Below are 16,250 nucleotides of genomic sequence, written 5' to 3' on the forward strand. Positions count from 1 at the left end.
AGAGTCAAGGGTGTCTCTTTTTACATTTCATAGAACTGATTTTGGGCAAGTAAAGTTAATCAAGCTAAGGGGTGGGGGGTTCATGAAACAGGTAAGTAGGTTATAGTGATAGATGGAAAAATAGAGTGGAGGAGTTAAGTATGGTCAAAAAACGAAAGATTTTACTAACCGCAACTATAGTCTATACCATTATTGTGCTTTATTTTATGTTCTTCGCTTTCGGCAGAGGAGAGGCTTCGGAGCAAATTTCCAGCTACACCTTTATTTTTATGCCCGAGAACTTCATTAGTTTGCCGTCTCCAGCTGATCTCCTGCATCCCAGCCTAATGAGTATGGTGGCTTTCGGGAACACTATTGCGTTTATTCCTTTCGGTATATTGATTCCATGGCTGTACAGGGTCAGCTTCGTCCGGTTCATCACCTTATTCTTCATCGCGATTCTTGTGCTGGAAACGATCCAGGCCCTTACATTCCTGGGCAGCTTCGATATCAACGACGCTCTTCAGAATTCGATTGGAGCAGCCCTCGGTTTTGGGGCGTACAAGCTTGGTTTCCGTTACCGGAGTCTCGGGCGCAATCTGGTGGCAACGGCTATATCGGGTATGGTTCTTTTTATAGCTTTATGGGGATTAGGGGCGGCGGTAGACAAAATAACAACTAAAGTAGAAGGTCCGTTTGTGGCGATCACTGAATGGACGGACAACTCGGGCAATTCATCCACCGGAGACAAACCGGACAGTATTCAAATCAACGGACAGAAGATACCGCTCCGCTATAACCTATATGGCGCTGAAGGCGGAGATTCCAGAACGTTCACGTACAAGTCTGAGGGACAGACGATTTTCTCCTTCGATTACGGATGCCCCGAACCAACGGATTATTCCGGTAGTATCAGTGTTACTCGGGATGGCAAGGAGATCATGAGCAATTCTGGAGAACTTCAGCGTACTAATCCTGATCTGTTCCCTTCGCTATTCAAGATTCCGCTTGAGCCGGGGGATGAGCTGAAGATCACGATTAAGGGCGACATGAAAGCATGGGATGTCGGGTATACGCAGATGCAGTATTTCTGGAACTGAGTGCTTAAAGGGATTTCGCCGCCATTTTATCATGAATAACACCTTTTTCATTTCGTGGATACAAATAGGGAAGAGATTTTCGACGAAGCCAGAGAGGGTAAGAGAGAATTGATGGTTCAGGTCTGGTATCCGGCTCAAGCTAGCACCGGCAAGTACGCTCCCTTTATTCCCGATACCCAGATTTTACGTTATATGGCCGCGAACTATGGCCTTCCCGAGTTTACGTTTCAACACCTGAAGTACGTATCCAGCGATGCTTATTCGGGGGCCGAAGTCTCCTCGGTACAGACTTCATACCCGCTGATCCTTGCGAATCCCGGTAACGGCTCTTCCAGGTTCCTCCACACGTCGCAAGCCGAAAATCTCGCGAGTCATGGATATATCGTGGCAGTGATCGACCACACCTACAATACATTTGCAACCGAGTTTCCGGACGGTCGAATCACGACCAGCACAACCAACGACTTATTCTCGCCCGACCATGATTACCAGACGAGTAGAGGAAATCGCGACAAGTTGGGACAAGTTTTAACCGGCGATGTGGCGTTTGCGCTGGACCAATTCGAGTTCATCCAATCGGGGCAGATTCCAAGCCATCTAAAAGGGAGGATTGATCTCGGTCATGTCGGGGTGTTCGGTCATTCCATCGGCGGAGCGACGGCCTATGACGCTTCTTACGATCCGCGAATCGCGGTTGGAATAGACCTTGATGGAGGGCTTTATCGACTGCGTGACAGAGAGGGTCTGCGAAAGCCGTTTTTGTTCATCAACTCGGAAAGCTATTTCGAAAAATTAAAAATGGTGATGGATAACCGGGTCTACATGGATGCAGAGCTTAACCGTATGGGATCTACAAGAGAGTGGGAGGACCAAGTAACGGAAGATAAAAAGTTGGAGCTTGAACGGATGCGCGAAACGGTCGACGAAGGGGGACAAGTCCTCTATATCGAAAATACGGAGCATTTGAATTTTGCCGACGTACAGTTCATTTCTCCGATTTTCAAAATGTTGGGCATTACAGGAAAGATTGCGCCCGAAAGAGCGAACTCCGTTATCAATGCCTATATGCTGGATTTCTTCGATAGGTATCTGAAAAATCAAGACGGAATCTTAATGAAAGGACCGGATAGCCGCTTTCCGGAGGTGAAGTTCGTAACCTCGCTATTATAAATTACGGAACAGGCTACCGATTTTGATATACTCCCCTTCAAGTAGACAGGTTTAATAAATAAACCGCTACTTGAAGGGGAGTTTTCCTTTGTCTAAGAAGAACGAATACAATGCGATTGAGAAACTAGCCATCATACAGGAGTTAAAAGCAGGGCAGAGCAGCCGTGTGGGAGTAGCAAAAAACATAACACAGCGTTACCACCTTAGTGAAGTGGCGACATCGCTATGAGTTGTAAGAATTGAGGGCTAAGGTTTCCTCCGGATAAGAAGATTTGTGGATGCTCACCGCCACGTGTCTTCTGGTAATCGTAGATGACCGACGGCGCTACACCGCGTCCGGTGTGATACAACGGGAGTTCTAATTGATCCGGATGCGTCTGTTCGCTGGAAGCACCGAAACGCTTCTTTTTCGCTAAGCGGAACTGCTTGCTCTTCGTACCCTTTGAGCTTCGACAGAACAATGATTTGCGGAGCACCAAGCTTTCATCGTGAGGCCACTTGCCTAATAGGCTGCGGTACGTGCTACTACGTTTGTTTTAATAGCTGTTAAATTTCTTATTGATTTATAAAGACAGGTTTTATCTATATGAGAAAGTGATTTTTAAGAAAAAAACTTAAATATAGGTTGAATATGGATTTTGTTTCCATTATACTCCTGCTTGAGCGGTATACTTTTTCAATCGTCTATCTACGATTCTAATTTATGAGCTGTCCAAGAAGAAAAATATAAAGAGAGGTGATCCCCGTTTCAATCGTCAATACCGCTTGAAGGCTTATTTTCCTGAAGTGTCTAAGAACTTGGATTATTATTATTGAGGAGGGAACTAATGCTAAGAAAAGGATTATGTGCGGTTGTGCTGCTCAGTCTCCTAACCGTTCTGCTTCCAGCAATGCATACAAGCGCAGCACCGAACTCGAATCTTGTGTGGAGCGACGAATTTAATGGAACTTCGTTAAACCGGTCCAATTGGACCCCTGAAATCGGTACCGGAAGCGGCGGATGGGGAAACAATGAACTGCAGTACTATACCAACCGTGCGCAGAATTTGCAGGTTACTGGAGGCAATCTGGTGATTACGGCACAAAAAGAAGCTTACGGCGGAATGAATTACACCTCTGCCCGGATCAAAACTCAAGACTTGAAAAAATTCACTTATGGGAAAGTGGAAGCGCGCATCAAGTTACCATCCGGTCAAGGGATATGGCCGGCTTTCTGGATGTTAGGCAGCAACATCAGCTCGGTAGGTTGGCCGAAATGCGGAGAAATCGACATTATGGAACGTGTAAACAACAATCCTTCTGTGAACGGTACTGTGCATTGGGATGCGGGAGGACACGCTGACTTCGGGCGGGTATCGGGCAATCTGGATTTTTCCCAATACCATGTGTACAGCATCGAGTGGGACTCCAAGTATATCCGCTGGTTTGTCGACGGGCAGCAGTTCAATGAATTTTATATAGAGAACGGAACCGGGAACACCGAAGAATTTCAGCAGCCGTTCTTTATTCTCCTGAACCTAGCGGTCGGCGGAAACTGGCCTGGTGCTCCCAATAACTCGACGCAGTTCCCGTCCCAAATGCTAGTCGATTACGTGCGTGTCTATCAATAAAGTGTGGGTATTAGATACAATTCATATGAAAGATTATAAAAGCAACCCCGGTCATTTACGGGGTTGCTTCAATTCGCTATAAATTAACTCGCCACTAAGTCCTAATATCTGATCATGTATATCTACATTACTTAATCCCCCGTGATAACAAACCACCGATGCAATGTCGAGATCTAAGTACTTTTTCAATGAGAGACAAGCTGCATTCATATCCGGTGTGGTCGGAGCATGAATTCCTCTGAGAATCCCGTTTTCACTGTACATCGAATCCCCCGCAATGAGAATCTTACTTTGCTTTAAATAAAGGCTGATATGCCCAGGGGTATGCCCAGGCGTATGGATGACGCGAATCCTGCCGCAAAACGGCAGTTCCTGACCATCTATTAAGGTATCATCCACTTTGCCCTTCGGGGGATTCTCAAGGTGATTATCCTTTAAAAGAGGGATCTCCCCCTGAATATATGGCTTATCCAGCTCATGTGCATATACTTTAATATTGTTGCCACACTCCTGCAAAATCTCAGGAAGACAACCTATATGATCCACATCCTGATGTGTCAAAATCACAGCTTTTAGTTTGTCGAACGACACGTCTTAGCTGAAGCATTTCTACTCCCTGTGAAATTTCCATAATATCGGGCCTCCGTAAAACGAAATTACCACCCATGAAAATAGGTTCAAGGGGCGAATCCAACTCTGTGGCGTTGCCGTTCCTTAATGTCAATGGATACGGTGCGAATAGATGTAATAGGAATAACAAATGTCTGATATTGCGTAAGGTATTTTACGAACTTGTCGTCAATCTGATCCAATATTCCGTCGCATACATTTGTCCCATCTATAAAATGAATAGTTACTTCCTTACCTTGTAAGCTTGCTAACATGATATCACCTCGTTTGTTTTCTTGAAGTTTCTTGCCGGATCATTGAAATCTTGAACATACTCTACAAAGAAGTTATCACTTGATCAATAACACCATATTCGAGTGCCTCCTGTGCGGACATGTAAAAATCCCGGTCCATATCTTTTTCGACTTTTTCAAAAGATTGCCCGGTCCGTTCAGCTGTGATACGGGTTGCCTTTTCACGAGTCCATAAAATTCGTTTTGCGCTGATCGCAATATCGCTGGCCTGGCCTTGTGCGCCGCCGTGCGGCTGATGGATCATAATTTCACTGTTCGGCAGTGCAGAACGTTTTCCTTTGGCACCAGCCAGCAAGAGGATGGCGCCAAACGAAGCAGCAAATCCCGTACATATCGTATGCACCTCGGGTTTGATGTACTGCATCGTATCATAAATGGCAAATCCTGCGGAAGTAGAACCACCTGGGCTGTTGATATACATGTAAATATCTTTTTCCGGATCTTCTGCCGCCAGGAACAACAATTGAGCAATAATACTGTTAGCCAATTGATCGTCGATGGTTGCCCCTACAAATACAATACGATCCTTTAACAATCTGGAATAGATATCGTACGATCTTTCACCTTGAGCAGTTTGCTCCACCACATAAGGAACATAAACACTCATTTTTCATACCCCCATTTTCTTGGTTCAGTTGATTTCTTCTTGTAAACGAACCCAGACCGTAAAAAGATACGGAGTTTTAATGGGAAAAATGATTTGCGTATATGGTGTAACTTCTATAACCCCTTGTTCGTTTACAATGAAGGTAGCAAATGGCTTTGCTTTAGCAGAGGGCAGAATATGACCGTAGAGGAGAAGGCCTATGAACATAGAAGATTCTGTACAGATGACAGACAATACACTAGACATCCAGAACTTTGATGAATTACAGGCGGTCCTGAAAAGTTACTGTCTGTCGCTTACGAAATCAAATTGGGATGCGGAAGAATTGGCGCAGGACACTTGGGTAAAAGCATTAGGAAAGTTAAATAAATTCGAGCATACAAATCCCAAGGCACTGTTGATGCGGATTGCTAAAAACACCTGGATTGATGATATACGGAGAAAAGCAGTCTACACTCGAATATTGAATAGGGAACAAGCGAAAGTAACTGTACCGGATCATGGATCTTTTGAAATCGAGATCGCGTTGCAGTCCTTAATGAATCATTTATCTGCGCTTCAGAGAACTGTTTTTTTGCTGCGAGATGTGTTTGGATATTCGATTCGTGAGACATCCGACATGCTTGAAACAACGGAGGGAGCGGTAAAAGTTGCACTTCATCGGGCACGAAAATCGCTAGGAGCAGTTCAGGAGGAACTCTTAAAAGGCGAATTATCCTTACCAGAAAGTGAAAAATCGAAAACTTTTCTAAGGGCATTAACGGCTGCATATCAGATGGGAGATATTGCAACTTTGGTTATGCTTTCCTACCAGGATGTAATAGAACCAGAAGTTATGATCAGTATCGTCAATAATAAGTTGCTCTGGAGTCACGTCTCAGCAAAACAAGCGAATTTCGATACTATAAGTATGATGGCAGCGTAGTTTTTCTTACCATCGTAGTATCATAAGATAGAATCACAAAGAATATTTTGATAAGGAAGACAACAACAAGCTGTTTTAAGCGAGGATAAAGTAATGATAAAGCAAAAATTGAAAATCGAGGGCATCCCGGCAATTTTGTGGGGTGGTGAATCAGATAAGGTATTTATAGCTATCCACGGTAATATGTCAAACAAGGCAGATGATGTGATCGTTATATTTGCAGAAGAAGCAACGGCACAAGGGTATCAAGTCATTAGTTTTGATTTGCCTATACATGGTGACCGCAAAGAAGAAACCTACGTCTGTAAAGTTCAAAATTGTGTTCATGATCTTGACATCATCATGCGTTACACACAAAAGCAATGGCATGAAATTAGTATTTTCGCTTGTAGCATGGGTGCGTATTTTAGTTTACTTGCTTATCATCATCTCCCACTAAAACAATGTCTGTTTCTTTCTCCAGTGCTAGATATGGAGAGAATAATCAAAAATATGATGACATGGTTCAGTGTAAGTGAGGATAGATTAAAAGTTGAAAAAGAAATATCTACACCCATTGGGCAAACACTTTATTGGGATTATTACTGCTATGTTAAATCGCATTCAATTGATACATGGAATAAGCCAACTGCCATACTTTATGGCTCTGAAGATGACTTGTGTGAATATGACGTCATATCTACGTTTGCAAGCCGATTTCATTGCCAGCTAAAAGTGATGGAACGTGGAAAACATTATTTTCACACCAAAGAGCAACTACAGTTTTATAGACAGTGGTTGAAAGAACATGTAACCGCAAAATAAGCATATGGGAAGCAAGGAGTTGATCTCACTGCTTCCCATTTAACGTATCTTCCAGCGCCGTATTTATCTTCAAAAGGTTACAAATAAGTAGCTGGTAAGTGAGTGTTTGAGATTGAAAAAAAGTTGAACCATGTGAAAGAGAATGATTTAGTATTATTGATAACGATGCAAGAAGCCATCAACTAATTTGGCATTTGTCATCTGAATTACAGACTGATCTTCCAGTTCCTCGGCCATATCATCATCTGTCATGGACACGAAAAAAATAATATCTTCTTTGGATTGACCGAATTGAGTAAAAAATACATCGTCGGTTTCTTTAACTACCTTGGCCATAATTTTTATCATTTCATCTTTATAGTCCAACACATTGTCGGTTGCATACAGAAATTTGCTAATATGATTGAGGTGTGTTGTATCGCCATATTGATATTCGCTTAATCCCCATCTGTAATAAATTTCATCTTCCTTGCTGTTGCACAGGTCTTGGGCTTTCATGTTTGTGATATGTCTAACAAGTGATTCCTCCGTATTAACAGCTAGAAATAAGGTGACAAAATCGCTGTCTGTGCCAAACGCGCAAGCGTAAACTTTTTCATCCTTCACTTCTTCCAGTATGCTTTTGAGATCTTCCAAAAATCCTGCTCTAAATCTTTCCTCAAATTCACTCAGAAAATTGCTCATCTGGTTCATATACTCCTTTATGGGTTTTATACTTTACTATTATTAGCACGACTCGTGTAGCCTACCACAATTATAGGAACTTGGATTGGTACGAAACAAATAAGCCTAGAACCTTTCCAGCAGTTGGTTTAGAAATTTTGGTGTAGCATTTTGGATTGAGCTATTGGTTGCTCAGCCAATAGCAAGATTTACAATGAAAAAAATATATGCAAGATAGGCGTTCGTCTTTATTCTTACTGGGCCGTTAAAATCAGTGGGCCGTCCTGCGTAACTGCAATCGTATGCTCATATTGCGCCGACAACTTGCCGTCGGCCGTTCTCGCCGTCCACTGATCGTCGTCGATCGTGATACGGAACGTACCTTCGTTGATCATTGGTTCAATCGTAAACACCATGCCTTCCTTTAACCGAGTGCCTTTGCCAGCTACGCCGATATGCTCGTAGCTCGGCTCCTCGTGCAGGCTCCGCCCGATCCCGTGCGCGAGCAGATCGCGTACGACCGAAAAACCGTTTGCTTCCGCATGCTGTTGAATCGCCGACGTTATGTCGCCGAGCCGTCCTCCGGGGAGTGCTCGGGCGATCCCCAGATCCAAGCATTCCTTTGTCACCCTCATTAATTTTTGCGCCTCCGGCCGGATATTGCCCACCGCATAGCACCAGCACGAATCGCCGAACCATCCGCCGTATTCCACAACGATGTCGAGCTTCAGCAAGTCGCCGTCCATAAGCACCTGGTTCGAAGGAATGCCGTGGGCCACCACATCGTTGACAGAAATGCAGGTTTCGGCGGGGAAACCGTTGTATCCTTTTGTAAACTGCTTGCCGCCCAGCTTGGTGATATGTCTGGCAACAAAGTCATTGATTTCCCGGGTGGTGATCCCAGGCTCTATCAGTTTAACCACCTCGCGGTAGCAGTCCGCAACGATTTGGCTCGCCGGCTTCATCTCTTCGATTTCCCTGGGTGATTTTAAAATGATCATCTTTGTCTATTCGCTCCTTATTAATTCTATAATTTTAAAAACCGGACGATATCTCTGGCCTCCTCGTGCAGCTTTCCGCGGCGAAGCGAAAGCGAGGCGCAGCCGACCAAGGCGGCCAGTAGCATTTCCGTGCGCTGTAGCCGATACGGCGGCTCCGCCGCGTTTCCGCCGGAAGCGGCAGTCCCGTCCGCCGCACGATCGGTTTCCAGCAGCGCGGCAAGCGGCGTGAGCACTTCCCGGCGAAAGGCGGCCGAGAGCGGGGCCGAGCGCCCTTCAGGCAGCGAGGCAAAGCCCTCACCGGCCAACTTATGCAGCAGGTACAGGGCGTGGTCCTCCGCCCAAAGCTGCAGCAGCCGGACGCCAGCGGCGGCGACGGGGCCAAGCTCTGTGGCAGCGGCCGTTTCGCGGCTTCCGCTTTGGGAATCCGCGACAGCCGAGTTCCCGGTGTCCGCCGCCGCAGCCAAGCCGAAATGCCCGCCTGCCGGCGTCTTCTCCGAAGCCGAAGCGGGCGGGGCTTTCGGTTGAGCCTCAAGCGGGGTCTCCAGCCATCCCCCGGCCCGCTCCAATGCGTCCCATAGCAGATCGTGGAGCAAATTGCCCTTATTGCTGTAATAATGGTATACCGTGCCATAGCCGAGTCCTGCCTGCACGGCGACATCGCGGATTTCCAGTAAAGGCCCTTTATTCAAAAACACATCGGCAGCGGCTTTCCGGATTTGCGCCAGACGCCGCAGCCGGATCTCTTCGTTTTGTTCCTTTGTTCGTGGAGACATCTTGTCCGTTCACCTCTTTTATTTTTGACCTACTATTATGTCAATATAAAACATTAGCTTGCGAATAACAAGAGTGAGCAAACAAACGTCCCGGCAACACCTCGTAAACGGATGAAGATCAGGTGAGTAGAGTTATGCTATACTTGCGAAGTAAAAGGGGGTGCCTACTGATGGAGAATCTATTGGGATTGTCTGTGACTTCTTACACTCATGCAAAGCCAATTATTAGGAAAGCGTTACTTTGTATGGGGCGAAACAATTTTTTAACGCTGAATAAGCTTTTTTAATATTTTTGGCTTTGCACCTTATTTTAAAAAGAATCAAAATAAGGAGCGAGCAAAATTGAGATATACGAATGCTACAAAAGTTTTACCTCAAAAACTAATTACGGAAATTCAAAAATATGTTCAAGGAGAGACTCTGTATATTCCTAAACCAAAAACGGAGTATATGAATTGGGGCAGTTTGAGTGGCGGGAGAAGGTTGCTTGAACAGCGAAATACCGAAATCAGAAATGCTTTTCAAAATCGCAGCAGTATCGAGCAATTAGCTAAGGAGTTTTTCCTTTCTACCGAAACCATTAAGAAAATTGTGTATTCACATAAAAAGTAGGGGATACACTGGTGAATATCGATCGATATTCAATTAAGTGAACATAAATAATACCTAATTTACAAAGTGGCGTGGTACTATACTCGCGTCAATGAATTTAATTTTGGCCTCATCCAGATTCCCAAATACTTTTTTGCATTTCAATTTCTATTTCAAAGGCTGTACTTCATTTTTACATTTATTATTTTTATGTCAAAAATGATTCTAACTCGTTGTTTTCATTTATAGAGCTTATTTTAATCTTTAAAATATGAATATAAACGACAGCAACAACGGATTTGGAACGGTGCCGATTCTGAATAAATGAAGGGAAACATGTGTTGATTCATTATCGTTGAAACAAGAAAGTGGGGAAGATTTATGGGGGCGCAAAAAAGTAGAAGCAGACATCTGATTGATCCAGAAATTATCAGTGCAGTTGATTTAATACCAACAACCGACCTTACCAAATCTACACTAATGGAATCACGTAAAAACCAATCTCAAATGATGCAACAATTAGATGTAACGCAGATGTTTCCTGTTACATTGGAAAAAAGGGTTGTGCCAAGTTATTTTAACGGTCCAGATATTCAAATAGAAATCATTAAGCCCAAACAATCAAAGCATAATAAGATGCCTCTATATTATTCGATACATGGAGGCGGGATGGTCTTAGGAAGTCCAGTCGTGGATCGTCCTGCTAATGCAGCTCTTGCTGCAGAACATGGTTTCTGTTGTGTATCTGTGTACTATCGCCTAGCGCCAGAGCATGTACAGCCAAGTCAGTTACAGGATTGTTATTCGGGCCTAAAATGGTGTATTGAACATGCGGAAGAGTTAGGGATAGATACTGAGAAAGTTGCCGTCGGGGGCAGTAGCGCTGGTGGCGGTTTGGCGGCTGGCTTAGCTTTGTACATTCGTGATCAGAAGGAATTCGAAATCCATCATCTAAGATTAATGAGGCCAATGCTAGATGACCGCACAAGTATCGCACCGGAGCATCCATACGCAGGCGAGTTTATTTGGACAAAACAAAGCAATTATTTTGGCTGGAAATCTGTATTGGGGGTTGAACCGGGTTCCGAGGAGGTAAGTGAATATTATGTGCCGGCCCGTGCCAAGTCTTGGGCCGGGTTGCCACCGACTTATATAAATATAGGTACCGTTGATTTATTCATTGATGAAGCCTTATTTTTTGCTAAACAACTGGTATTTGATGGTGTCTTAGTGGAATTACATGTCTATCCCGGGTACCATCATATGTCTCCCGCTTTTCCAAATGCGCATTTTTCAAAAGAAGGAGCTAGAACAAGTGAATACGCCTTACTGAAAGCTCTGAAGATATTTGATATAAATTGTAATGAGTATAATACTAAACGCTAATAAGGTATGATTGCAGTAAACAAAGCACTGTTGGAGAATATCCATCAGTGCTTTTTCATACCTACTTATGACCTGAACACATAATTTATTGATAGATTCGGTTGAGAGTCATTATATTTTTTCTACTCTTCCGACTTTTACCACCCATTTAGGGTAAAATAATACCAAGCATAAAATCCAACTATGGAAGTGGTGATGCCCCATGTCAACGAGCAGCAAACCGAATAGATTAGCCAAGGAAAAATCACCGTACCTATTACAACATGCTTACAATCCGGTAAACTGGTTCCCTTGGTCAGATGAGGCTTTTGAAATTGCTAAGCGTGATAACAAGCCAATTTTCTTGTCGATTGGCTATTCGACTTGTCATTGGTGTCATGTAATGGAGAGAGAATCTTTTGAGGATCAAGAGGTAGCTGAGGTATTAAATCAGGATTACGTATCCATTAAAGTGGATCGAGAGGAACGTCCGGACGTGGATCATATTTATATGTCCATCTGTGAGACGATGACGGGGCATGGGGGCTGGCCGCTGACGATTATGATGACGCCGGATCAGAAGCCTTTTTTTGCGGGTACGTATTTGCCAAAGGAGCAGAAGTTTGGGCGTGTCGGACTTTTGGAGTTGCTGGGTAAGGTGGGAATCCGATGGAAAGAACAGCCGGATGAGCTGATGGAGCTGAGTGAGCAGGTACTTACCGAGCATGAACGACAGGACTTGCTTGCTGGTTATCGCGGAGAACTGGATGATCAATGCTTGAATAAAGCTTTTCATGAATACAGTCACACCTTCGATCATGAATATGGTGGCTTCGGAGAAGCACCGAAGTTTCCTTCTCCACATAACTTGTCATTTCTGCTGCGATATGCACAACATACGGGGAACCAGCAGGCACTGGAAATGGTAGAGAAGACGCTGGATGCGATGTCACGGGGCGGAATCTACGACCATGTAGGCATGGGATTCTCAAGGTACTCAGTGGACGAGAAATGGTTGGTGCCGCATTTTGAAAAAATGCTGTATGATAACGCTTTGTTGGCCATCACGTATACAGAAGCTTGGCAGGTGACAGGCAAAAGACTGTACCGACAGATCACTGAACAAATTTTTACATATATCGCAAGAGACATGACGGATGCAGGAGGTGCCTTTTATTCGGCAGAGGACGCGGATTCTGAAGGAGAAGAGGGTAGATTTTACGTCTGGAGCGACTCTGAGATAAAGGCTGTACTGGGCGATGAGGATGCCTCTTTTTTCAACGACTTGTACGGAATCACACCTTACGGTAATTTTGAAGGTCACAACATTCCAAACCTGATTGATATCAATTTAGAAGCCTACGGGAACAAGCATGACTTGACCGAGCCAGAACTGGAGCAGCGGGTCAGTGAGCTAAAGGACAAGCTGTTTACTGCCAGGGAGCAGCGGGTTCATCCTCAGAAGGATGACAAGATTTTGACCTCGTGGAACGGGTTGATGATTGCTGCTTTGGCCAAGGCGGGGCAAGCTTTTGGAGATACCAGATATACAGAGCAAGCTCGAAAGGCAGAGACGTTCTTGTGGAACCATTTGAGACGGGAAGACGGACGCCTATTGGCACGGTATCGGGATGGTCAGGCAGCTTACCTCGGCTACGTAGATGATTATGCTTTTTATGTGTGGGGGTTGATTGAGTTGTACCAGGCGACCTTCGATGTACAATATCTGCAGCGGGCACTGACGCTTAATCAGAATATGATTGATCTGTTTTGGGATGAAGAACGGGACGGGTTATTCTTTACCGGATCAGATAGCGAACAATTGATATCCAGACCCAAAGAAATTTATGATGGTGCGATTCCGTCGGGTAACAGCATTGCGGCCCATAATTTTGTGCGACTTGCGCGGCTAACGGGGGAAACTCGATTGGAAGACTATGCTGCCAAGCAGTTTAAGGCTTTTGGCGGGATGGTTGCTCATTACCCCTCAGGCCACTCAGCGCTGCTCAGCGCGTTGTTGTATGCGACGGGAAAGACGAGTGAGATTGTCATTGTAGGTCAAAGGAATGATCCGCAGACTGCCCAGTTCGTTCAGGAGGTTCAAGCTGGTTTTAGGCCAAATATGGTTGTTATTTTTAAGGATAAAGGACAGCCGGAGATTGCAGAAATAGCTCCTTATATCCATGATTACGATCTTGTGGATGGCAAACCAGCCGTATATGTGTGTGAACATTTTGCCTGTCAGGCACCTGTCACCCATATCGACGACCTTAAGCATATGCTGAATAGAATAGAATAAAGCGAATTTAATCCCCTTGCGGGTGGAGCATATGGTGATTTTCGATCAATGACCTTATGTGTGCCACCTTCAAGGGGATTATTTTATGTAAAGAGGTAGGTATAGTGTAGTGAAACTAACATTTTCTTAACATCTACATTGCATTTTTTTTAATAATTTTTAGGTATATTATATCAAAGAACCGGTTCCGTTTAGCCTTGTGGTGTTCGAAAATAAGTACATATACCTATTCAACTAGCGTGTTTATATCTTTTTATATCCAAGCATTTCAGCAGGAGATGTGAAAAAACGTGAAAGGGAATCTGTCGGGTGACTGCCATCATAGACAAGACGAAGCGGCTCACCATAGGTTACGAAATTCAGGCGATGAAATGGAGATGCTAAGTAATGAAGAAGTTTTCAGGGGAAAAATGGAAGATAATAAGGGTACTCAGCAAAAATTTTAAAACAAAGCTAATGGTGGCCTTTATTGCCTTTCTGATCATACCATCCATGATTGTGGGGGCTCTTTCGTTTGAGAGCGCTAGTCAGCAGATTCGAAACCAGATCGAAGAAAGTGCCGAGCAGGCTATAATTCGTACTAATTTTATTATTGATAGTACTATTGAACCCAAGCTACATGATGCAGAATATTTTGCAGAAAGACTAAAAGGCAATCGGGTAGAGACCGAGGAACAAGCGGCTAAACTGAAAGAGTTGTTTAAGCAATATGCTGCACTTCACCCAGAAGCAGAATCCATCTATTATGGTACGAAAGACGCTAAACTTACAACCTATCCACCAAAGCAATTACCAGATAATTATGATCCACGTATTAGACCTTGGTATGATGAAGCGATAAAGGGAAATACAAAGACAGCGATTAGTTCACCTTATCTTTCGGCAGACTCAAAGCAGATGACGGTTACGGTGTCGAGAGCAACGACAGATGGATCCGGTGTTATTGGTATTGACCTGAAAATTAGTGGTATTAAAGAGACATTGAACAATATTAAAGTAGGTCATGAAGGTTATGCCATATTGCTGGATAGCAACCATACTTACATTGTTCATCCAACGAAGGTAGCAGGCGCCAAAATTACAGATATTGAATCACGCATGTTTCAGAGCGACACAGGTGAATACGAATATGAATATGAAGGTCAGCCCAAGTATATGAACTATGCGACCAATAAGCTGACAGGCTGGAAGATAGGCGGAACGCTATATTTATCTGAAGTTGATGAAGCAGCTCAGCCGATTTTGTTCAGCACTTTGCTTACTATTGTCGGTTGTCTTGTGATTGGTGTTATTATTGTTTATTTCCTAATCCGTTCCATCATCAAACCGATTTTAAAGCTTAAAGAACAGGCGGTAAATGTGAGCGCAGGAGATCTGACACAGGACATTCAAGTCATGAGCAAGGATGAGATTGGAGAATTAGGAGCAGCTTTTCAGAATATGCAGCACAACTTGCGATCCGTTATTCAGAACGTAGGAAACAGTGCGGATCACGTCGCTCTTTCTTCGAATGAGCTGACGATAAGTGCGGAACAAACCAGCGCTGCAAGTGAGCAGGTATCCCAGGCTGTGCAAGAAATTGCTAGCGGTGCGGAGAAGCAGACTACGGGGCTGGAAAATAATTCGGTTGCACTGGATGAAATAGCACAAGGAATCACCCGAATTGCTGAACGCTCGACTTCAGTAGCGGATTTGGCCAGACGTTCTGCCTTACAAGCTGAGGAAGGACGAAAATCTGTGGAGCAGACAGGCGAGCAGATGAATTCCATTCACCAGTCAGTAGAGCGTTCCAACCGGATGATTCAGACCTTGCAAGCCCGCTCTCATGAAATTGGAGAAATTACGAAGGTCATTGGCGATATCTCCAATCAGACGAACCTGTTGGCCTTGAATGCAGCTATTGAGGCTGCCAGAGCAGGTGATCATGGTAAAGGCTTTGCCATCGTTGCGGATGAGGTGCGCAAGCTGGCAGAACAGTCTCAGAGTTCTGCCACCCAGATTGCCAACTTGATTGGCGAAATTCAGCATGAAACCGAAACTACGGTGGAAACGATGGATAGGGTCACGACTGAGGTGAAGGACGGACTACAGATTTCCAAAGAGACCATTGTGAAGCTGAATCATGCGATGGAAGGCATTCGGGAGACTACGCCTCAGATAGATGATGTTGCCTCGATTGCCCAGCAAATATCAGCTAGTGTACAAGAGATTGCAGCAACAGCCAGTGAGCTAGCAACGATTGCAACCGGTAATGCCGCCACATCTGAAGAAGTTGCCGCCTCCTCACAAGAGCAATTGGCTTCTATGGAGGAAATTTCGGCTTCTGCTCAGTTGCTTTCCAATATGGCTGCTGATTTGAAGGTGATGGTCAGTCGTTTCAAATATTAAATACGAGCTTGAACGTTATGGAATATATAGTACAATAAATGCTCGGGACAGT

The 16,250-nt window shown here is 44.3% G+C and carries 14 protein-coding genes and 3 pseudogenes; 10 read left to right on the plus strand and 7 right to left on the minus strand.

The genetic code is table 11. From position 1 onward, the window contains the following. The first annotated feature begins 140 nt into the window (after window positions 1–140). The 3 genes and pseudogenes from PPM_RS11750 to PPM_RS29420 all read left to right on the plus strand — a co-directional run bounded on the left by PPM_RS11750 (window position 141) and on the right by PPM_RS29420 (window position 2,478). Window positions 141–1,079, plus strand: a complete 939-nt coding sequence (locus PPM_RS11750) for a VanZ family protein (protein WP_014599738.1) — start codon at window positions 141–143, stop codon at window positions 1,077–1,079. Window positions 1,080–1,124: 45 nt separating this feature from the next. Further along, window positions 1,125–2,249 (plus strand): annotated as a pseudogene (locus PPM_RS11755) (alpha/beta hydrolase family protein); the annotation flags it as partial. An 88-nt stretch (window positions 2,250–2,337) separates the two neighbouring features. After that, the gene (locus PPM_RS29420) at window positions 2,338–2,478 is read left to right on the plus strand and encodes a hypothetical protein (protein ID WP_013371081.1); all 141 of its coding nucleotides are present in this window, start codon (window positions 2,338–2,340) and stop codon (window positions 2,476–2,478) included. Here PPM_RS29420 and PPM_RS30500 read toward each other — a convergent pair. Beyond that, on the minus strand, window positions 2,453–2,725 hold the full coding sequence (locus PPM_RS30500; RefSeq protein WP_320582508.1) for a hypothetical protein: 273 nt from the start codon (window positions 2,723–2,725) through the stop codon (window positions 2,453–2,455). The genes PPM_RS29420 and PPM_RS30500 overlap by 26 nt on opposite strands. A 351-nt stretch (window positions 2,726–3,076) precedes the next feature. Between PPM_RS30500 and PPM_RS11760 the strand changes: the two are divergent. Next, window positions 3,077–3,856, plus strand: a pseudogene (locus tag PPM_RS11760) (glycoside hydrolase family 16 protein); the annotation flags it as partial. Between the two features lie 54 nt (window positions 3,857–3,910). Here the strand turns inward: PPM_RS11760 and PPM_RS11765 are convergent. The 3 genes and pseudogenes from PPM_RS11765 to clpP form a co-directional block, all read right to left on the minus strand. Then, window positions 3,911–4,450, minus strand: a pseudogene (locus PPM_RS11765) (MBL fold metallo-hydrolase); the annotation flags it as partial. Between the two features lie 86 nt (window positions 4,451–4,536). Next, entirely contained in the window at window positions 4,537–4,743 is a 207-nt protein-coding gene (locus PPM_RS11770) for a hypothetical protein (protein WP_043885946.1), read from the minus strand. A 61-nt stretch (window positions 4,744–4,804) separates the two neighbouring features. Beyond that, window positions 4,805–5,389, minus strand: coding sequence for an ATP-dependent Clp endopeptidase proteolytic subunit ClpP (gene clpP / locus PPM_RS11775; RefSeq protein ID WP_013371085.1), 585 nt, complete (start codon window positions 5,387–5,389; stop codon window positions 4,805–4,807). Window positions 5,390–5,588: 199 nt separating this feature from the next. Here clpP and PPM_RS11780 point away from each other — a divergent pair, with 199 nt between their 5' ends. Together PPM_RS11780 and PPM_RS11785 are read left to right on the plus strand one after the other, a co-directional pair. After that, entirely contained in the window at window positions 5,589–6,314 is a 726-nt protein-coding gene (locus tag PPM_RS11780) for an RNA polymerase sigma factor (RefSeq protein WP_013371086.1), read from the plus strand. A gap of 93 nt (window positions 6,315–6,407) precedes the next feature. Further along, entirely contained in the window at window positions 6,408–7,118 is a 711-nt protein-coding gene (locus PPM_RS11785; protein WP_013371087.1) for an alpha/beta hydrolase, read from the plus strand. A gap of 153 nt (window positions 7,119–7,271) precedes the next feature. Here PPM_RS11785 and PPM_RS11790 read toward each other — a convergent pair whose 3' ends face one another. From PPM_RS11790 to PPM_RS11800, 3 genes are all read right to left on the minus strand, one after another. Then, the gene (locus tag PPM_RS11790; protein WP_013371088.1) at window positions 7,272–7,802 is read right to left on the minus strand and encodes a DUF4303 domain-containing protein; all 531 of its coding nucleotides are present in this window, start codon (window positions 7,800–7,802) and stop codon (window positions 7,272–7,274) included. Between the two features lie 233 nt (window positions 7,803–8,035). Continuing rightward, window positions 8,036–8,782: a type I methionyl aminopeptidase gene (map, locus tag PPM_RS11795; RefSeq protein WP_013371089.1), complete on the minus strand. Its 747-nt coding sequence runs from the start codon at window positions 8,780–8,782 to the stop codon at window positions 8,036–8,038. Between the two features lie 26 nt (window positions 8,783–8,808). Continuing rightward, window positions 8,809–9,555 (minus strand): TetR/AcrR family transcriptional regulator, encoded by a 747-nt coding sequence (locus tag PPM_RS11800; RefSeq protein ID WP_013371090.1) that lies wholly within the window; start codon window positions 9,553–9,555, stop codon window positions 8,809–8,811. Between the two features lie 342 nt (window positions 9,556–9,897). Between PPM_RS11800 and PPM_RS11805 the strand changes: the two genes are divergently transcribed. The 4 genes from PPM_RS11805 to PPM_RS11820 all read left to right on the plus strand — a co-directional run bounded on the left by PPM_RS11805 (window position 9,898) and on the right by PPM_RS11820 (window position 16,198). After that, the gene (locus tag PPM_RS11805) at window positions 9,898–10,167 is read left to right on the plus strand and encodes a CD3324 family protein (RefSeq protein WP_013371091.1); all 270 of its coding nucleotides are present in this window, start codon (window positions 9,898–9,900) and stop codon (window positions 10,165–10,167) included. Between the two features lie 360 nt (window positions 10,168–10,527). Further along, complete coding sequence (locus PPM_RS11810) at window positions 10,528–11,532, plus strand: alpha/beta hydrolase fold domain-containing protein (RefSeq protein ID WP_013371092.1); 1,005 nt, start codon at window positions 10,528–10,530, stop codon at window positions 11,530–11,532. A gap of 202 nt (window positions 11,533–11,734) precedes the next feature. After that, entirely contained in the window at window positions 11,735–13,810 is a 2,076-nt protein-coding gene (locus tag PPM_RS11815; protein WP_013371093.1) for a thioredoxin domain-containing protein, read from the plus strand. 387 nt (window positions 13,811–14,197) lie between these two features. Continuing rightward, entirely contained in the window at window positions 14,198–16,198 is a 2,001-nt protein-coding gene (locus PPM_RS11820) for a methyl-accepting chemotaxis protein (RefSeq protein WP_013371094.1), read from the plus strand. Window positions 16,199–16,250: the final 52 nt, after the last annotated feature.

This window comes from Paenibacillus polymyxa M1 (assembly GCF_000237325.1).
Taxonomy (GTDB): Bacteria; Bacillota; Bacilli; order Paenibacillales; family Paenibacillaceae; genus Paenibacillus; species Paenibacillus polymyxa_C.